This is a genomic window from Tessaracoccus sp. OS52 (assembly GCF_020687685.1).
Taxonomy (GTDB): Bacteria; Actinomycetota; Actinomycetes; order Propionibacteriales; family Propionibacteriaceae; genus Arachnia.
This window is the reverse complement of record NZ_JAJEWM010000001.1, coordinates 773,155-790,937: the sequence shown is the minus strand read 5'-3', so window position 1 is coordinate 790,937 and position 17,783 is coordinate 773,155. Positions and strand designations below refer to the sequence as shown.

The window sequence follows — 17,783 nt, the reverse complement described above, 5'->3', positions numbered from 1 at the left end:
AGCGGAGCTACTGCCGGAATCACTGCAGACAAACCCGGCAGCCCCAGCATGCTCGAACCCGTACACATGCAACGGCTCGGCCGGTCGCTCGGCGCCGACGCGTGAACCTCCAAGGATGTCATCCCGCACAACGTGACAAAGGGTTCACGCAGCGCAGCAGGAGAGTCTGGCGACGTCTCTGGTGAATGACTGAGCAGTGAGTTTCAGCCCTTCTGCCATGGTCAGGTATGGGCTCCAGAGGTTGGCGACCTGGTCCACCGTCATTCCTGCGGCAAGGATGTAGACGCCCGCGGCGGCGATCTCTCCTGCGTCCTTCGCGAGGGCGGTGATGCCGAGGATGCGGCCGGTGTCCGCGTCGGCGACCATCTTGATGAACCCTCGGGTGTCCCTGTTCACGATGGCCCGGGGTACGTGTTCCAAGTGCACGACACGGCATTCGCATCGGATCCCGGCCTCGGCCGCCTGCCTGTGGGTCATGCCGACGGCGGCGAGGGCCGGGCTGGTGAAGATCACCCGGGGCAGGTGGCTGTAGTCGACCTGACGGTTGGCGCCGGAGAAGGCGTTGTCGACGGCCAGGGTGCCGTGGGATGCGGCTACGTAGACGAACTCGCGGTGCCCGGTGACGTCACCCGCCGCCCAGACCCGCGGGTGGGTGGTCCGCAACTGCGAGTCCACGACAACTTTCCCCAGGTCCTCGGTATCCACCCCGATCCCCTTGAGGCCGAGCCGGTCGGTGACCGGGCGCCGGCCGGTGGCGACGAGCAGTTGCGAGGCGCGAAGTTCTTCGATGGTGCCGTCTGTGAACGCGGCTGCGACCAATATGTCCCCCGAGGAGTCGTCACGGCGGGCAGCGAGCGGCGTGGCGTGTTGGAGCACGCGGATGCCCTCGTCGGCGAAGATCTCCAGGAGGGCCTCGGAGGCTTCGGGCTCCTCGTGGGAGGCCAGGCGTGAGCGAACCAACATGGTCACGCGTGAACCGAGGCGGGCGAAGAGTTGGGCCTGCTCCAGTGCGACGTAGCCGCCGCCGATCACCAGGAGGGAGTCGGGAACCTGCTGGAGTTCCATGGCGGTTGTGGAAGTGAGATGGCCGACGCTGTCGAGCCCTTCAACTGGTGGGGCCCACGGGGCAGAGCCGGTTGCGATCAGGTAATGCTTCGCACGCACGGCCCGGACCGAACCATCCGGCGTGGTTATCTGCAGTCCGGGCGACGTGGCGGAGCCGGTGAACGTGGCTTCGCCTCGGAGCAGGTGCCATCCGTACTCGGCCGCCAGGTCCAGGTATTTCTCTGCGCGCATGGCACGGACCAAGTAGTCCTTGCCTGCCGCCAGGGCAGGCATGTCGACCCGGCCGGCGTTGGTGGTGATCCCGGGGAAACGTGAATCATCCAGCGCGCCGTGCCGAGCCTCTGCCGCCGCGAGCAACGCCTTCGACGGCACGCAGCCAGTGTTCACGCAGGTTCCCCCGATGGTGCCGCGTTCGATCATCACCACCCGCTTGCCGAGTGTGGTGGCGCGGATCGCGGCGGCGAACGCTGCGCCACCGGATCCGATCACCGCGAGGTCGTAGTCGTCTTGATCGGTCATCGTCATGGGCCGTTTCCTCCAAAGTCGTTGTTGGAGTAGCCTCTACCTTCCAGTGCACTGGAAGGTCAAGCGGAGGATGCAGGCATGCGAATCGGACAGGTGGCCCAGGCCGCTGGAGTGACCACAAAGACGCTGCGCTTCTACGAGGACGTCGGGCTGTTACGGCCCGCTGGACGCACATCGGCCGGGTACAGGGACTTCGACCCGGACGTGCTCGAGCGTCTGGACTTCATCCGCCGCGGCCAGGCAGCCGGTTTGACCCTTGCCCAGGTCCGTCAGGTACTGCAGATCCGCGATGACGGCCAAGCACCCTGCGGGCATGTGACGCAACTGCTGACCAGTCGGCTCGAGGACATTGACCGGCAGGTCGCCCAGCTGGAGCGACTGCGCGCCACCGTCGCCGACCTGCGTGACCAAGCTGCCGGAGCGGACCCTACGGCCTGCCTACCCGAAGACGTCTGCCGCTACCTGTGAGAGTTCCTCAGTGGCGGTGACCTGAACCCATGAACTTGTGCATGACCATCATCATGGCCATGCAGGCCAGCCCGACGAGGAGGCCGCGGCCACCGCCCCCGCTGAAGAGCGACCAGAGTCCGATCGCGACCAGCGGCAGGCACATCAGGAGCATGTGCCACTTGTGTCCTCCATGGGAACTGTGGCGATGCTCGGCCGGGGTCCCGGCCTGAGTATGCGTCTCAGTGTGACTGGCCCGGTCGTCGGCGATTCGATGTTGGCTGTGGAGACTCATGGTCGGGTCCTCTCGGGTTGCTCCCTCAACTCTGCGGTGTCGGGCTGTGGATTCCGTTGCGGAAGGGTCAGCATGCGGTCAAGAATTCGCGGGAGGGAGACCTGGGACCGCCATTCGGAGCCGTTTGGGTCCGATCGCGTCCTGCAACCCAGCGTCCCTGCGACCCGGCCGCAACACGGTTGAGATCGGATCCGGCGGCTCGGATGCGCTCGCTGTGGGTGTCTCAGCCAACGGCCGGACCGGCTTTTCGGCTGACCTCCGCACACACCGAACTCGATTTGGTCGCACGCCCCACCGACGACCTGCCGGCCGGCATGCACCGGCCTCACAGCGACCGCTGCGGCCGTGCTTCGCCCTTGGCAAGAGACATCAGGCGTGCGCGGTTGATCGCCGACGCGAGAGCGGCGTGACTGTGGGCGCCGATGTAGCGGCGGCCGTTGACAAAGAAGGTGGGCGTGCCGGCGGCGCCGCTGTCGTCGGCACTGGCTACGTCGCGTTCGACGCGCAGTGCGTGACGGCGTTCCTCCAGGTCGTCTGCGAACCGGTCGCGGTCGAGACCAAGCGTGCCGGCGTAGCTGGCCAAGTCGCCAGGGGCGAGGGCGTCCTGGTGGTCGAAGAGGGTGGCGTGCATCTCCCAGAACCGCCCGTGCGCCGCGGCGGACTCGGCGGCCTCGGCGGCGAGCTGGGCGTGGGGATGGATCTCGGGTATGGGCAGGTGGCGGAAGGCCACCGTCAGGGTCGCCCGCGGATGCCTGCCGGAGGCGCTCCACGACGGGGCGGGACGCGCGACAGTGGCCGCACTCAAAGTCCCCGTACCACACGAGGGTGACCGGCGCGTCGGGGGCGCCTTGGAGATGGTCGATGTCGGGATCGACCGGTTCGGATAGATCGCTCAGCGGTGCGGCGAGCCGACCCGAGCCGGCCGAGCGTAAGGAGTGTGGTAGGTGCTCGATGATCCGGAAGATGACCCAAGTCAGGACCGCGGCGAGCCCGGACGCGACGAGAATCCCTGCCTTCGCGGCCTGCAGGTCGGTCCCGGTGAAGGAAGTGTCGGCGATGAGCAGGGAGACGGTGAAGCCGATGCCTGCGACCGAGGACGCTCCTACCAGCGCCGGCCACGGCAGCGGCAGCGGGAATGCCCCACCCAACCGGCGGGTGACGAGCCAGGTGGTCGCGCTGATGCCCACCAGCTTGCCCACCACGAGCCCGATCACAATCTCGAGCGTGATCGGCGACGTCGTCGCCCGCGCGATGGTGTCGGCGTCCAAGGGGATCCCGGCGTTGGCCAGGGCGAAGACGGGGACGACAAGGTAGCTGGCCCACGGGTGGAACAGGTTCTGGTAGCGCTCGTTGGGCGAGACGGCCCGGACCATGGCCCGGCCCGCCTGACGGGCGCGCACAGGAGAGGGATCCATGCGGAACCGCTGCCACACCGTCCCGGCACGGCGCAGCCCGGCGCGGCCGGGCGGGTACGCAGTGAACAGGCGGGGCTGATGACGGGGAGCCTGCGGTGCGGTCACGGCCCTCGCTCCAGCAGTCTCGTGCACGCCGACCCGCAGCCTGACACACGCGTCAGGCCAGGCAAGGCTGGCCTGTGACAGGCGGGGTGCCATCGTCGATCGAGTCCCGGAGGCGTTGCCCGCGCTGCCTCAGACGCAAGCTGAGGATGGGTGTGCAGCCCGCCCGGCACAGCGCTGTCCAAGTCCCCGGCCGTAGTATTCTCAGAGACCTGCGGCGGGACGCCCCGGTCGAGGCAGAGGTGACGGTGTCCGGCGTCGGGTGCGTCCTCCGGTATGTCAAGGTCCTCCCCCTGTCGGCGAGTCGGGTCTAGCGGCCGTCCCACGGCCCACGCCGCGGAACAAGTTCTGGTCCGACAACCGTCGGGAGCGCGGTGGTCGAAGGGTGATCCACATGGCCACCAGCACCGCGAACAGCCCGGCGGCGTTCCATCCGCCCGGGCGCTCCCCCAGTGCGACGGCACCCAGCACGACACCAAGCACCGGAGTGAGAAACGTCCACGCCGTCAACCTGTCGAGCCGGCTGCGGCGCGCCTCGGCGAACCACGCCAGGGTCGTCGCCGCGGTACCAACAAAGGCCAAGAACGCCAGAGAGAAGGTGAAGCGGGGGGTCCACGCGATCGCCGGCGCGCCCTCGACGGCAGCCGCGAGCACCATAAGTCCAGCCGCCCCAATCAGCAGGTGCCACGCGGTAGCCGTGACCAGATCCAACCCGGTCAACCGACGGGAAAGCAGCGTGCCGGCGGTCACAGCGGCAGCCGACACCAGCGACAATGCCGCGCCGCTGCCCCCGCCGCCGGGCAGCGCAACGACGACCAGTCCGGCGAAACCGACGATCAGGGCGGCCGACGTCCTGAGGGAGAGTTTCTCGCCGTGGAGCCACCAGGCAGGTAGCAGGATCAGCAGGGGTTGGGCGTTGGCCAGCACTGCGGCGGTGCCGGTCGCGCCACCGGCGACCCCGGCGAACATCGCGGCGAAAGCCACCGTGACGTTGACCAAGCCCAGGACGGTGAGGAGTCCCCATGCACGCCGGCCACGGGGAACCGGGCGGTGCAAGGCCGCACCCAAAACCAGCAGAGCCGCCCCCGCGACCAAGGCACGCAACGCGGCGAACCACAGCAGGGGGGCGTCGCGCAGGCCCCAGTCGATCGCTACGAAGCACGTCCCCCAGGCCGCTGTGATCCACAGCATCCGCAAAGGCTTCGGCCGCAGCCGTTCTCCGGCCACCGCTCCCGTCGCCGGAGCGGCCGGAGCGGTGGGGCCAACGGGGACGTCCACGCCGACCCCGGTCAGCGGGTGCCGACCGGTACCGGTGCGTTGGGCTCCGGCTCCCGAGCGGCGCGCTGCGGCGCGGCCGGGTCCTGCTGCGTGGGCAGCCTGAGCCGTTTGAGCAGCAGCGCGTTGATCGTGACGATGACCGTGGAACCCGACATCGTCAACGCCGCGATCTCCGGACGCAGCATCAGGCCGAAGGCGGGGTAGAACACCCCCGCAGCGATGGGCAGCGCGATGGCGTTGTACCCGACCGCCCACGCCAAGTTCTGGCGCTCCTTGCGCACCGTACCCTTGCCGATGCGCAGTGCGACGGAGACGTCCAGCGGGTCCGAGCGCATCAGGACGATGTCCGCGGTCTCGATCGCCACGTCCGTGCCGGCACCGATCGCGATGCCGATGTCGGCCTTGGCCAGCGCCGGCGCGTCGTTGACGCCGTCGCCGACCATCGCCACCGTCCTCCCCGCCTGCTGCAGCTCGGCGATCTTCTCGGCCTTGTCCCCCGGCAGGACCTCGGCGATGACGGTGTCGATGCTGAGCTGCTCGGCGATGCGCAGGGCGGTGGCCTCGTTGTCGCCGGTCAGCATGACGACCTCGACCCCGGACTCGTGCAGGGCGGCGACGGCCGCCGCGGCCGTGTCCCGGGCGGCGTCAGCCAGCGCGATCACACCCACCGCGCGCCCGCCCACCGCGGCGAGCACCGCAGTGCGCCCGGACGCGGCCAGCTCGTTCCGCCGCTCGGCCAGGTCGCCCAGGTCGACGTTCTCCGTGGCCATGAGGCGCAGGTTACCCACCAGGACTCGACGCCCATCGACCGTAGCCGTGGCGCCGTGGCCGGGGACGTTGAGGAACTCGCTCACAGCCAGCACGGGCACGCCGCGCTGGGCGGCGTGGCTGTCGATGGCGCGGGCCAGGGGGTGCTCAGACTCACGTTCAACGGCAGCGACCAGGGCCAGCATCTCCTCCTCGCTCATGCCGACCGCGATGATGTCGGTGACCTCCGGCTCGCCCTTGGTCAGGGTGCCGGTCTTGTCCATCACCACCGTGTCGATCTTCGCCGTCCCCTCCAGGGCGGAGGCGTTCTTGAACAGCACCCCCCGCTTGGCGCCGAGCCCGGTGCCGACCATGATCGCCATCGGTGTGGCCAGACCCAGTGCATCGGGGCAGGTGACGACCACGACGGTGATCGCGAACAGCATCGCCAGAGGCACACCCGCGCCGGCGAGCATCCACACGGTGAAGGTCACGGTGCCGCCGATGAGAGCGACGAACACCAGCCAGAACGCGGCCCGGTCGGCCAGCCGCTGGCCGGGGGCTTTGGAGTTCTGGGCCTCCTGGACCATCTTTACGATCTGCGCCAGCGCGGTGTCCGCGCCGACCTTCGTGGCCCGGGCCCGCAAGGTGCCAGTGGTGTTGATCGAGGCGCCGATCACCTCCGCACCGGGCGCCTTCTCCACCGGCATGGACTCTCCGGTCACCATCGACTCATCGACCTCGGACTCCCCCTCCTCCACCACCGCATCGGTGGGGATCTTCGAGCCCGGCCGTACCAGCAGCAGATCACCGACGACGACCTCGGCGGTGGGAACCTCCACGGGCTGGCCGTCACGAATCACGAGTGCCTGTGAGGGCGCCAGCTGCAGAAGCGTACGCACCGCGTCGTTCGCGCCGCCTCGGGCTCGCATCTCCAGCCAGTGCCCCAGCAGCACGAACGTGGTCAGCACGGTGACCGCCTCGTAGAAGACCTCACCACCGCCGGTGAGGGTGACCACCAGACTGTAGAGCCAACCGGCCCCCACTGCGACCGCCACCAGGACCATCATGTCCAGCGTCTTCGCCCGCAGCGCCCGGTAGGCGCCGTCGAAGAAGATCCACGCCGAGTAGAACACCACGGGCAGCGACAGGATCAAGGTGAAGACATCATCGCGCAGCCCGAACGCCAGCGGCGGGTTCAGCCCCAGCACATCACGCCCGAGCGGGGACCAGATCGTGATGGGGATCGACAGGATCAAGGCAACCAGGAACCGGTTCCGCATGTCCCTGGCCATGTCCTCCATCGACCCACCATGACCGCCGTGGCCCATCGCTGCCTGTGCGGAGCTGTCAGCCTCGTCCTCACCGCCCCTGTGCCCGGTATGCACTTCGTGGTGGTCGGCCTGGGCGTCATCGCCGGCGTTGGCATTGTGGCCGGTGGGGACCGGTTCTTCCATGGGGTGGCAGATGTGGCCCGGTACCGACTGTCCGGTGCAGTGGTAGCCGCAGTCGTTGATCCAGTCGACCAGCTGGGTGACCGAGGTCTTGTCCGGGTCGTAGGTGACCGTTGCGGTCTGGGAGACGGCGCTGGCCTCGACGGCCAACACGCCGGGCAGCCCCAGTAACGTCTTCTCGATCACCGATTCGGAGGTGGCCCAGTGCAGGCCACCGGCTTCCAGGACCGTGGTTTGACTCTTCATGATCGGGTCTTCCTTTCCGGCCGTGTGGCCGACGGGTCATGCGACGGGCTGGGCGGATGTTGGCCCGGCGGTCGGGTCTCAGGCCGTTGTCGCTGGGACCGGAGCGGGGAGGAATGCCCGCCGCATGCCCAGGGCCTGGTCAGTCATGGTGATCGAGGTGGCGCCGTCGGTCACGGCGCCGACCAGAGCGCGGATGGCGTCGATGGTCTCCGGGACAACGATGGCCTCGTTGTAGACTTGGTAGGTCAGGTAGGCCTCGTCCCCCTCGACGGTCAGGACGTCTTCCCACAGTGCGACCTCCCACATGTCCCCCCGCGGCCGGCCCAGGTCGCGCATGAGTTCGACCGTGGTGTTCAGGGCCGTCAGTCCGTCGGCCATGCGGATGAACGCGATCCTCGGTGCGGACCGCAGCGCATCGAGAATCTCCTCGCGGCCGGCCGGTCGGGTCAGTTGCAGCGTCCAGTAGTGGTTGTGGGTCTGGGTGTGGGCGGCCTTCGCGGCTATGGTCACCACGTCTAGGTCAGGCAGGACTGTGCGGGCGTCCGGGCCCTGGTGGGACGGGATGGACCCCTCGGGGACCATGGTGTTCATGATGCCGCTCTGATGGGACTCGCCGGGGTCGGTGGCCCGGCGGATGAGCACCCCTCGTGCGCGGGAGAGGAGCTCGGCGTTCTGCAGCGCGCCGAGGACACGCACGATGCTGGCGGTGTTGCACGACACCACCCGGGTCGTGTCCCGGCCGAGCGCAGTGGCGTAGTTGGCCTGAGCGACGAAGGAGTGCCCGATGGTGGCGTGGGACTCCCCACCTTGGAAGATGGCCTTGACTCCCGCGGCACGGTAGGCATCCAGGTTGGTGGCGGCGACCTTCTTCGGCGTGGTGTCCACTACCACGTCCACCCGGTCTAGCAGGTTCGGCAGGGTGCCAGCCAGGGGCACCCCAGCTGCCTGCATCGCGGTGCGCGCGTTCTCGGTCGCCGCGAACACCTCGAAGCCGAGCCCAACAGCGGTGCGCACGTGCCAGTCCGTTGCGATGTCTGCCACCCCGACGAGGTTCATGTCGGGCATTGCCAGGACCGCGTCTGCGACCCGCTTGCCGATCACTCCGTAGCCGTTGACGGCAACTTGGGTATTCATGACAGCCTCCGGTGCTTGTTTCGTGTCGTGTGTTCTCTGAGCCGTGCGTGGTGGTCGGTCGATAGGGCAGCGTGCAACCGTGAGCTCAGGTGCGCCGAGGCCCCCTGGTGCTCTGCCCCCGAGGCGGGGGTGGGGCAGAGCGCAGGGGGGCTGCCCTGTTCAGCTGCGCAGGAGTCGTCCGATCGCTTCGGATGCCTCCACGACTTTGGCTTCGTGGAAGTCATGATCTCCTGACTGGACCGCCTCGGCGAGGCAATGCTGAATGTGGTCCTCGAGCAGTGCCAGGGCGACCGACCGCAAGGCGCTCGATGCTGCGGAGATCTGAGTGAGGGTCTCGATGCAGTAGGCGTCACGCCCAATCATTCGGGTGATGCCTCGTACCTGACCCTCGATCCGGTTGAGCCGGGTGACGAGCGCGTCGCGGTCTGTGCCGGTTTCGGGCATGTCCTGCACCTCCTCTTGCGATACTTCCTAGCTGTGGCTGTGCCCCGTGCCGTGTCCGGGGGTGTGGGACTGCGGCTGCGGGTGGCCGTAGGTGTGTGGGTCGGCGTCGAACGTCTCGGCGCAGTGGGTTGAGCAGAAGTAGAAGGTGTTCCCGTCGTGATCACGGGTCGCGGCGGCCTTGGCGGGTTGGACCTTCATCCCGCAGACGGGATCGATCTGGGCGGTGCTGGACTTCTTCTTTCCGAACATGGTTGGTTCCTTTCCATTGAGTTGGGTGGGTTCGGTATTGGTGCCGCCGATTTCGACGGTCGGGATGTCGGTGGATGCGGGCCGGGTGGCGGCTGGGATCAGTTGGGGTTCCCATCGGCGTAGTCGGTTGGCGTTGGCGACCACCGACAGCGACGAGAGCGCCATGGCGCCGGCGGCGACCATGGGGCTCAGCAGGATCCCGAAGAACGGGTAGAGCACGCCGGCGGCGATGGGGATGCCGAGGGTGTTGTAGAGGAAGGCGAACACCAGGTTCTGTTTGATGTTGCGCATCGTGGCTCGTGACAGGTCGACGGCGGTGACCACCCCGGACAGTGCACCGGAGATGAGGGTGATGTCAGAGGATTCGATGGCGACGTCGGTTCCGGTGCCGATGGCGGAGCCGACGTCGGCCTGGGCCAGCGCTGGGGCGTCGTTGATGCCGTCGCCGACCATGCCCACGACCTTGCCCTCGTCCTGCAGGCGGCGAACCTCCGCGGCCTTGTGCTCGGGCATGACCTCTGCGACCACCCGGCGGATCCCGACCTGGCTCGCGATTGCCGCGGCAGTGGCACGGTTGTCGCCTGTCATCATGATCACCTCGATACCGCGCTCCTGCAGTGCCGCCACCGCCGCCGGAGATCCTTCCTTGATGGTGTCGGCCACCGCGATGACGCCTGCAGCTCGGCCGTCGACGGCCACCAGCATCGGGGTCTTGCCCTGGGAGGCGAGGGCGTCGTGAAGTGGAGTGAGGTTGTGGGTGGGCACGCCGGCTCCTTCCAGCAGCCTCCGGTTGCCGACCAGGATTTCGCGGCCACCGATGAGGCCTCGAACTCCTTGACCGGTGATCGAGTCGAAGCCGGTGACCTCTGGCAGTGTGAGTTCGCGATCGGCTGCACCGGTGACGATGGCCGCGGCGAGCGGGTGCTCGGAGCTCTTCTCTACGGCAGCCACCCACCCGAGCAGCTGGTTCTCGTCCAGTACGCCGACCACCGCGACGTCGGTCAGGGCGGGGACGCCCTTGGTGATGGTGCCGGTCTTGTCGAGGATGATGGCATCGAGCTTGTGGGCGGTTTCCAATGCCTCGGCCGAGCGGATCAGGATGCCGTGTTCGGCCCCCTTGCCGGTGCCGACGGTGATGGACATCGGGGTTGCCAGCCCCAGGGCGCAGGGGCAGGCGATGATCAGGACCGAGACGGCCGCGACGAGCGCGAACACGAACACTGGCGGGGGCCCGACCAGGAGCCAGATCGCCAGGGTCCAGACGGCGATCACGATGACGGCCGGGACGAAGTAGCTGGAGACCTTGTCCACCAGCCGCTGGATGGGGGCCTTGGATCCCTGGGCCTCCCGGACGAGCTTGATGATCTGGGCGAGCATGGTGTCGGATCCGACGCGGGTGGCGATGTAGCGCAGGGCGCCGGTGGAGTTGATCGTGGCGCCTATCACCGCGTCGCCGACGGTTTTTGTGACCGGTATGGACTCCCCCGTGACCATGGACTCATCGACCGCGGAGGACCCGCTGATCACCTGACCGTCGACCGGCAGCTTCTCGCCGGGCCGGATCAGCACGACGTCCCCGACGACCACGTCCTCGACGGGGACCTCTACCTCGGTGTCGTTGCGAAGCACGCGGGCGGTTCGCGGTTGCAGGCCGATGAGCTTGCGGATGGCTTCACCGGTGCCGGCCTTTGCCTTGGTCTCCAGGAGCCTGCCGAGCAGGATCAGGGTGATGATGACGCCGACGGCTTCGTAGTACACCTGCCTGAGCTCCTCAGGCAGGATCCCGGGCACAAACGTGACCACGAGGCTGTAGCCGAACGCCGCCACCGTCCCGAGGGTGATCAGCGAGTTCATGTCCGCGGTCCGGTGCGACAGCGCCCGCCACCCGACGCGATGGATCGGCCAACCCGACCAGAACATCACCGGCGCGATCAGGGCCAGCTGCAGCCACGGGCTCATCAGGATCTCAGGCACCCAGCCGGCACCGAACAACTCCACGGCCATCACCGCGATCAGCGCGGGGAGGGTCAGCAGGGCACCGATACTCAACCGACGCGTCAGGTCCCGGATCTCCGCGGCCCGTTCCGCCTCGTCGTCCTCCGATATCGCCGTCGACGCTTCGGCTGACGAGACTTGGCTCTCACTGTTGTCGTGTGCCTTGGCCGCGGTTGGGGCCGGTGATGCAGGAGGATCGCCGGTGACACGGATCAGGCCGGAGACCATGTTCATGCCGCAGGCGAAGCGGTACTCGCCGGCTGCGGCGGGCACGAACTCGACTGCCGTGGTGCGGAAGGCGGGCAGCCCGGCGTTGATCTTGAAGTCGGGCATCACCACCCGGGAGGTGCACTCGCCGCTCTCCTTGCGGTCGAACAGCATCCGGACGGGCATCCCGGGGCGGACCCCTTCGATCACTGCGGGGTTGTAGCCACCGTCGACCGTGACATCAACAACCTGGACTCCATCCTCGATGCGAACATTGCCGGCCCGCTTGGGGCCGAAGAAGTACCAGATCAGCAATCCCGTCAGGACGACCGCCCCGCCAATCACTAGCCAGACCATCACGCCTATCCCCTCACTCCTTTGATACCCGGGGGGGGTATCTCTATGAGGTGATGCTACGCCGGTGGTTCTCGGGAAACCACCAAGCTTGGGTCAGGATTTGATCAAGGTTGGAACTGCTGAGCGGGACTAGGTCCGGCGCTGTCGGTACGGAACGAAGGTCTCCCAGCCGCGGTGCTGCTCGCGACGCCGTCGGGTGAGCTCGAACCCTGCGGTTCCCAGGCTGGCGCGCACTTGGTCGCCGGTCACGGCGTCGGCCGGGGCGACGGTGAGTAGCGACTCACCCGACGGCACGAGATCCATCGCCACCGCCCGGACGCCGGGCAGCGCGCGCACGGCATCGAGCGCGCTCACCAGGCACCGCTGGCAGCTGAGTCCCCGCACCCCGTACGTGGTCTGAGTCATCTTCCGCATCTAGCACTCCTTTCGCGATTCGTCCCCGCTGTACCCATGATCACCCGACCGGTGTTGAAAGCCGGTAAGGCTTCGATCAAGATCCCGTCAACACCCGACGGCCCCATGGATCTTGACCAAGCCTTGGCAAGATCTGACCTGATGCTTGATCCGGCCGGCCGAGACTGGGGTCGGCTCCCCAGCACGGGGGCGCGACAAGACGGGTGTTCTCAACGATGGGAGTTGGCCGTGTGGCCTGAGCTGTTCTCGGTATTCGGATTCCAAGTCCAATCCTATGGAGTCAGCAAGGCCCTGGCCCTGTTGGTCGGGGGCTTCCTGCTCGGCCGCACCTTCCAGCGGATCGGCTACGACAGGGACCTCGCCTACTCGCTTGCGTTGTGGGCAACGGTATGGGGATTTGTGGGGGCAAAGTTGTACTTCCTAGTGGCGAACCTCGACCACTTGAGTTGGCACATGCTGGGTGGCTCCGGATTCGTCTGGTACGGGGGACTGATCGGCGGCTCACTAGCGGTTCTCGTGCTCACCCGCCGCAACCACCTGTCCCTTGCCAAGGTCGTCGGCGCGATGGCAGCGCCACTGTCGGTGGCCTACGGCATCGGCAGGATCGGCTGCTTCCTCGCCGGCGACGGCACCTACGGCAAACCCACCGACCTGCCCTGGGGCATGGCATTCCCCAACGGCGCAGTCCCCATCAACGTGCCCGTCCACCCCGCCCAGCTCTACGAGGCCGCCGGAGCGTTCCTGATCGCCGGAATCCTGTGGATCATCGCTCGTCGAATGCAGCCGGCCGCGGTGTTCGGGTCCTACCTGATCCTCAGCGGCTTGGCCAGGCTGCTCGTCGAGTTCGTCCGGATCAACAACCCGATCCTGCTCGGACTCACCGAGGCGCAAGTGTTCGGTGCCGCAAGCATCCTCGGCGGCGCAATTCTGCTGGTTCGCTACGCCCTGCACGGGCAGGCCACGACTCCAGAAGCCGACAGGACAAGCGAACCAGAGATTCCAGCTGTCCCGGTAGTGGCCGCACGCACGTCTGCGCTTCAGGGCTGAGCACCCGCCGGAGCGGCCGAGCCGATTGGACGCGAGTTCGCCGACCACGTCCGCATGTCCCAGACCCACATGGGCTTCAACGGCACGCACAACCCCGGCGTCATGCACCAGGGAGTGTCCGGCTGGGAAACTCATCACTCTTCCTGAACGGTTGGTCCGTGCGATATCAACTTCCCGATGCTGCTCGGACTCACAGCGTCGCTGGTCTTTTGCGCCGCCAGGATCCTCGGTGGCAGGTTCCCGCTGATCCGGTGCGCCGTGCAGTGGCGGCCACGTCTCCATGAGAGGACGAGATCATAACCGGGATAGATCAGGCTGTCGATGTCGTGGCCGCGTCCACGCCGGCGCCTCTGCGCTCACTATGGATCGGGCTCACAGGATCGTTTCGAAGGCCGAGGCCCACTGCCGCAGATAGGCGACGAGAATGGTCCACAGACCGGTCACCATGGCCAGACCGACCCCCACGAGCAGCCCGCCGCCGACGCGTTGGAGGATGCGTTGGTGGCGTTTGAGCCACTCGAGATGCCCAGCGAGCTTGGTGAAGGCCATCGCGAAGGCCAAGAAGGGCAGGCCAAGCCCCAGCGCATAGGCGAAAGCCAGCAGCCCGCCGCGAGCCGCTGAGCCTTCACTGAGAGCCAAGGTCAGTACCACCGACAGGGTGGGTCCGATACACGGCGTCCACCCCAGGCCGAATGCAATGCCCAGAAGGGGGGATGCGAGTGCTCCGGCGCGGGGGGTCCGCGGCCGTCGCTGTGCGGGTAGTGGGAGCCATCCGACGAAACCGAGTCCCATGACGATGATGAGGATCCCGGCAATGATGGTGATGAGGCGCTCGTGGGTGAGCAGCACCGCGCCGAGGCCTCCCAGGGCCGCGCCGGTGAGCACGAAAACGAGCGCGAACCCAAGCACGAAACCGACGGTACCGAGCACCAGTAGTCGGCGGTTGCCGGTGCCTTCGGTGATCTCGGCGGCCCCGAGACCCGAGGCGTAGGACAGATAGCCGGGCAGCAGGGGAAGGATGCACGGTGAAGCGAACGAGATGATGCCGGCCAACATCGCTACCGGGATCGCGAGGAACAGCGACGAGGACATCGCCTCGTTGGCCCAGGACTCAAGAAGGATCACGCGCCCTCCTGGGTGTCCTGGATTACGCCGGCCAGTGTGGACGCTGTTGTCTCGCCCAGTATCCGCGCTGCGACCTGCCCCTGCGCGTCGATGATCAGGGTGCTCGGGATCGCCTTGGGTGGCAGTTGTCCGAAGTCGAGCAGCAGCGCACCGTCGGGGTCATAGATGTTGGGGTAGGGGATGTCGAAGGCACGCACGAACGCTTGCGCCGGTGCTGGGTCGAGGTCGCGGGTGTTGATGCCGATGAACTGGACCTCGGGCAGCTGCGTGGCTACCTCCACGAGGGCGGGCGCTTCGGCCCGACAGGGGGCGCACCATGATCCCCACACGTTGAGTACGAGGGTCTGGCCACTGAAGTCGCCTGTGGACAGCGGCTCACCCTCCAGAGTCTGACCGGCCAGCACCGGTGCCTCCTGTCGGTGTTCAGGCGGGATGATCGTGACTGATCCATCACCTACCTGGAAGCCGACGGTGTCGGCGTCCACCCCTACTCCTCGGGGATCTGAGCAGGCTCCGAGGAGCATGGCGGCGGCTGCTGTCAGCCACACCACGGCGGCCTTCACGGGCTGCATCACGGCAGCACCCCGTGACAGTTGTTGCTCCTGGCCGCCAGATGGTGCGTTACGGGTGTGGGATGGCAGACGGCAGCGACAGCAACTGGCACCGACGGTGCACTGAGCGACGTCGGCGCGCTGCTTCTGGGATCAGATTCAGGAACCTGCCCATGTCCTACGGCATGGATGGTGCAGTGATTGGGGCCCACTGGTGCCTACCTCCAGAGTTGTGATTGTGCATGGGGGAAATGTGTCGTTCGGTGATGGGTTCCGCGCCGGGCATGCGGGGCTGGACAGCTGGTCAGGTGAGCTGGAGCGTCGTCAGACAGGTTGGGTCTTCAGGGTTTGCGGTGGAGATCGTCGTGCTCGCCGACTGCCCACCTGTTTCAACTGTGAGGGTCGCGTCGACGCCTCGGGGGAGCCAAAGGCCGAGGAAACCGTTGTCGTAGGTTCTGCGGGATTCGTCGATCAAGGTTTCGCCGGTGTCGTTGTCAGTCACAGTGACCTGGACGTCGATGTTCGCCAGTTCACCCTGACAGGTGGTGAGGCTGTGGAAATAGCAGTCGTGTGTCTGGCTGCGGAATGGGGCCAGCGACAAGTAGAACTCGTCGTCCGGCATCGGCAGGCTCGCCCCGGCCTGATCGTCGGTGAGGACGAGTTCATCCGGACGTACGGAGGCGATCAGACTGGGCCGTTGCGAGACCGGCATCGTGTCGAGCATTTCTATGATCTGCCTGGCGTCCAGTCCGGCGAGACCGTGGTCAGCCAGGTATGAGTCGGTGCCGCTGGGCGGTTCAACGGCCACGTCGGTGGTTGCTGTGGCGCAGCTGGCCAGGATGAGAGTTGCCAACAGCGAGGCGATGATGGCGTGGGACCGCCAGCGTGGGCGTGCGTGTTGGAGTGACATCGGGATCCTTTTGAGGGTTGGGAGAGGTTGTCAGAAAGATGGTGCGACCGCCAATTGAAAGGCCGCGCTGGATAGGTCACGGCTGCGATGGGAGAGTCGCATCGAGGGCCGCTGGACCAGGCGGTGCAGGGCCGTGGCCGTACCTGGCCCCAAAGCCTGGGGTTGCGGATCCTGACCGATCAGATGCGGCTGACGCAGAGAACGTGCAGCGATGGGGCACGGTTGAGAAGTCGTGTGACGACGGCGAGAGGGCTGGCCCTTCCGGCGCCGCTCATCCACGCTGGAAGAAGGACCGGGGGCGGAACCACAAGCAGGAGTATCACTAGTGCAAGCACGCAGGCTATCGCGATGCCCAAGTGGTCACCGGGGGTTCCACAGTCGGCGCATGACGCAACTGCGGGACCTGCCTGATGGTGTTGTTCCGCCGCGCCAGCGCCGAGGGGGGTCCCCTGAGTCGTGGAGATGGTCAGCATGGAGGGTCCGCGTGCGGCCGGGGTGCCGTGCAGGTTCAGAGTGTGCATCGTAAGCAGCCCCAGGATGACGGCGATCACCGAGAGGCTGGCGAGCAGCACGAAGGCGCGCACGAACCGGGGACGACCGCCGGTTCGCGCTGCCATCATCGATGCCATGGCGGCCAGTATATGGGTGCGCCATCGGTGCCGGGCTGCTGCGCCTTGCCGGGGCTGGGGAAGGTGCCTCGGAGCACCCCTATCGCCCAAGTCGTGGCCAAGGGAGGGACTCAGGAAACCGGTGCGCTTCCTACAGTTGAGGAGGCTGTGTTCCAAGTCGGCGAGTCGGGACTGCCTGCCCCCGAGCACTTTGGAGCCTTCCGCGACGCCGTGAACACCCAGGCCTGAAGGTTGCCTGCACAACCTTGGTGTCCACGTCGTCACCGCACCCCACCTGCCGAGACGTATGGCGAGACAGACGATGCAACTGCCAGGATGAAGGTGCTTTGCTTCTTGGCCGGATCTTGACCCAGTCGATGCCCTTCCCTGATGTCATCGCCGGATGCTTCAGACATGGACGCCACATCAGTCGAAAGCGGTCAAACCAACCCTGTTGTGGTTGTCCGTGCGCGGGGACGCTTGGGGACGATCTGGGCCGGCACACGCGCCACCGTCGGGGCATTGATGGGGCTCGCTCCCCACGTCATGCACCACGTCGGTTTCCTCGCCGGCGCCGCGATCCTCACCGGCTTCCTGGGCAACACAATCCTATATGTGGTCGGGCTCCTGTTGAGCATTCCCCTCCTGCGGCGCATCCGCCGTCGCTTCGGCACCTGGAAAGCACCGGCCATCGGGGTGGCGGTGTTCTCGGCATTGTTCGCCTTCTCGGCTTTCGTCATTGGCCCACTGTTCAACCCTGTCGCGCCCAGTGCCCCCGAGTCCCAGGTGCCCACACCCACAGCGACCACCCCCGACGAGCACACCGGCCATCACGAGTGACCGCTGTGCTGACTCACAGAAAACCCCCAGAGATCGAAAGGAAATCAGATGAAGAATCATCAGTGCAGCGAAGGGAACCACAGCGGGTGCTGTGGCGATTCGGGAGCCCACGGCGGCCACCCGCACGGTCACCGTCAGCGCCATGACGTGGTTGCGGGGCCGGGCGACGAGGTCGTCAGCTGTGTGGTGCGTGGCAACGCCACGCTCAGGTCCAGGGCCGAGGCTGACGGACTGGTTCGCGACGTCGGCGACCAACGGTATTTCTTCTGCTGCAGAGACTGTGTTGACCTGTTCGACGCCGATCCCACGTCTGCAGTCCCGGCAGCCT

At 66.9% G+C, this 17,783-nt stretch carries 16 protein-coding genes and 1 pseudogene; 3 read left to right on the top strand and 14 right to left on the bottom strand.

All coding sequences use genetic code 11. The features are described from left to right. Positions 1-144 precede the first annotated feature (144 nt). Entirely contained in the window at positions 145-1,584 is a 1,440-nt protein-coding gene (gene merA, locus LKO27_RS03645) for a mercury(II) reductase (RefSeq protein ID WP_227735521.1), read from the bottom strand. 84 nt (positions 1,585-1,668) lie between these two features. Between merA and LKO27_RS03640 the strand changes: the two genes are divergently transcribed. Continuing rightward, on the top strand, positions 1,669-2,058 hold the full coding sequence (locus tag LKO27_RS03640; RefSeq protein WP_227735520.1) for a heavy metal-responsive transcriptional regulator: 390 nt from the start codon (positions 1,669-1,671) through the stop codon (positions 2,056-2,058). Between the two features lie 7 nt (positions 2,059-2,065). On the opposite strand, the gene LKO27_RS03635 is transcribed toward LKO27_RS03640, so the two are convergent. The 9 genes and pseudogenes from LKO27_RS03635 to LKO27_RS03600 form a co-directional block, all read right to left on the bottom strand. After that, positions 2,066-2,332, bottom strand: coding sequence for a hypothetical protein (locus LKO27_RS03635; RefSeq protein WP_227735519.1), 267 nt, complete (start codon positions 2,330-2,332; stop codon positions 2,066-2,068). Between the two features lie 325 nt (positions 2,333-2,657). Then, entirely contained in the window at positions 2,658-3,137 is a 480-nt protein-coding gene (locus LKO27_RS15105; protein WP_255621755.1) for a DsbA family protein, read from the bottom strand. 1 nt (position 3,138) lies between these two features. Next, positions 3,139-3,945: pseudogene (locus LKO27_RS15485) on the bottom strand (Na+/H+ antiporter NhaA); the annotation flags it as partial. Positions 3,946-4,128: 183 nt separating this feature from the next. Then, positions 4,129-5,040 (bottom strand): DMT family transporter, encoded by a 912-nt coding sequence (locus LKO27_RS03625; protein ID WP_227735518.1) that lies wholly within the window; start codon positions 5,038-5,040, stop codon positions 4,129-4,131. A gap of 98 nt (positions 5,041-5,138) precedes the next feature. Then, entirely contained in the window at positions 5,139-7,574 is a 2,436-nt protein-coding gene (locus LKO27_RS03620) for a cation-translocating P-type ATPase (RefSeq protein WP_227735517.1), read from the bottom strand. A 78-nt stretch (positions 7,575-7,652) separates the two neighbouring features. After that, positions 7,653-8,708: a type II glyceraldehyde-3-phosphate dehydrogenase gene (locus LKO27_RS03615; RefSeq protein ID WP_227735516.1), complete on the bottom strand. Its 1,056-nt coding sequence runs from the start codon at positions 8,706-8,708 to the stop codon at positions 7,653-7,655. A 159-nt stretch (positions 8,709-8,867) separates the two neighbouring features. Further along, positions 8,868-9,152 carry a metal-sensitive transcriptional regulator gene (locus LKO27_RS03610; RefSeq protein ID WP_227735515.1) on the bottom strand — a complete coding sequence of 95 codons (285 nt, stop codon included), beginning with the start codon at positions 9,150-9,152 and terminating at the stop codon, positions 8,868-8,870. Between the two features lie 27 nt (positions 9,153-9,179). Continuing rightward, a complete protein-coding gene (locus tag LKO27_RS03605) occupies positions 9,180-11,960 on the bottom strand; it encodes a heavy metal translocating P-type ATPase (protein ID WP_227737201.1) in 2,781 nt (926 codons plus the stop codon). Positions 11,961-12,089: 129 nt separating this feature from the next. Further along, the gene (locus LKO27_RS03600) at positions 12,090-12,374 is read right to left on the bottom strand and encodes a hypothetical protein (protein ID WP_227735514.1); all 285 of its coding nucleotides are present in this window, start codon (positions 12,372-12,374) and stop codon (positions 12,090-12,092) included. A 228-nt stretch (positions 12,375-12,602) separates the two neighbouring features. On the opposite strand from LKO27_RS03600, the gene LKO27_RS03595 reads away from it, so the two are divergent. After that, positions 12,603-13,421 carry a prolipoprotein diacylglyceryl transferase gene (locus tag LKO27_RS03595; protein WP_227735513.1) on the top strand — a complete coding sequence of 273 codons (819 nt, stop codon included), beginning with the start codon at positions 12,603-12,605 and terminating at the stop codon, positions 13,419-13,421. Between the two features lie 372 nt (positions 13,422-13,793). On the opposite strand, the gene LKO27_RS03590 is transcribed toward LKO27_RS03595, so the two are convergent. From LKO27_RS03590 to LKO27_RS15480, 4 genes are all read right to left on the bottom strand, one after another. After that, the gene (locus LKO27_RS03590; RefSeq protein ID WP_370629981.1) at positions 13,794-14,513 is read right to left on the bottom strand and encodes a cytochrome c biogenesis CcdA family protein; all 720 of its coding nucleotides are present in this window, start codon (positions 14,511-14,513) and stop codon (positions 13,794-13,796) included. Between the two features lie 29 nt (positions 14,514-14,542). Beyond that, positions 14,543-15,109 carry a TlpA family protein disulfide reductase gene (locus LKO27_RS03585; RefSeq protein WP_370629980.1) on the bottom strand — a complete coding sequence of 189 codons (567 nt, stop codon included), beginning with the start codon at positions 15,107-15,109 and terminating at the stop codon, positions 14,543-14,545. A 292-nt stretch (positions 15,110-15,401) separates the two neighbouring features. Next, positions 15,402-16,007 carry a CueP family metal-binding protein gene (locus LKO27_RS03580; protein ID WP_227735512.1) on the bottom strand — a complete coding sequence of 202 codons (606 nt, stop codon included), beginning with the start codon at positions 16,005-16,007 and terminating at the stop codon, positions 15,402-15,404. Between the two features lie 179 nt (positions 16,008-16,186). Further along, positions 16,187-16,624 (bottom strand): DUF6153 family protein, encoded by a 438-nt coding sequence (locus LKO27_RS15480; RefSeq protein WP_227737198.1) that lies wholly within the window; start codon positions 16,622-16,624, stop codon positions 16,187-16,189. Positions 16,625-17,140: 516 nt separating this feature from the next. Between LKO27_RS15480 and LKO27_RS03570 the strand changes: the two genes are divergently transcribed. After that, positions 17,141-17,455, top strand: coding sequence for a hypothetical protein (locus LKO27_RS03570; RefSeq protein WP_227735511.1), 315 nt, complete (start codon positions 17,141-17,143; stop codon positions 17,453-17,455). The last annotated feature ends 328 nt before the right edge of the window (positions 17,456-17,783 follow it).

Bases quoted from the DNA above. Each gene is read 5' to 3' on its own strand.
- merA (WP_227735521.1), bottom strand. From the start codon at position 1,584: ATGACCGATCAAGACGACTACGACCTCGCGGTGATCGGATCCGGTGGC.
- LKO27_RS03640 (WP_227735520.1), top strand. From the start codon at position 1,669: ATGCGAATCGGACAGGTGGCCCAGGCCGCTGGAGTGACCACAAAGACG.
- LKO27_RS03635 (WP_227735519.1), bottom strand. From the start codon at position 2,332: ATGAGTCTCCACAGCCAACATCGAATCGCCGACGACCGGGCCAGTCAC.
- LKO27_RS03625 (WP_227735518.1), bottom strand. From the start codon at position 5,040: ATGCTGTGGATCACAGCGGCCTGGGGGACGTGCTTCGTAGCGATCGAC.
- LKO27_RS03620 (WP_227735517.1), bottom strand. From the start codon at position 7,574: ATGAAGAGTCAAACCACGGTCCTGGAAGCCGGTGGCCTGCACTGGGCC.
- LKO27_RS03615 (WP_227735516.1), bottom strand. From the start codon at position 8,708: ATGAATACCCAAGTTGCCGTCAACGGCTACGGAGTGATCGGCAAGCGG.
- LKO27_RS03610 (WP_227735515.1), bottom strand. From the start codon at position 9,152: ATGCCCGAAACCGGCACAGACCGCGACGCGCTCGTCACCCGGCTCAAC.
- LKO27_RS03605 (WP_227737201.1), bottom strand. From the start codon at position 11,960: ATGGTCTGGCTAGTGATTGGCGGGGCGGTCGTCCTGACGGGATTGCTG.
- LKO27_RS03600 (WP_227735514.1), bottom strand. From the start codon at position 12,374: ATGCGGAAGATGACTCAGACCACGTACGGGGTGCGGGGACTCAGCTGC.
- LKO27_RS03590 (WP_370629981.1), bottom strand. From the start codon at position 14,513: ATGTCCTCGTCGCTGTTCCTCGCGATCCCGGTAGCGATGTTGGCCGGC.
- LKO27_RS03580 (WP_227735512.1), bottom strand. From the start codon at position 16,007: ATGTCACTCCAACACGCACGCCCACGCTGGCGGTCCCACGCCATCATC.
- LKO27_RS15480 (WP_227737198.1), bottom strand. From the start codon at position 16,624: ATGGCAGCGCGAACCGGCGGTCGTCCCCGGTTCGTGCGCGCCTTCGTG.
- LKO27_RS03570 (WP_227735511.1), top strand. From the start codon at position 17,141: ATGGGGCTCGCTCCCCACGTCATGCACCACGTCGGTTTCCTCGCCGGC.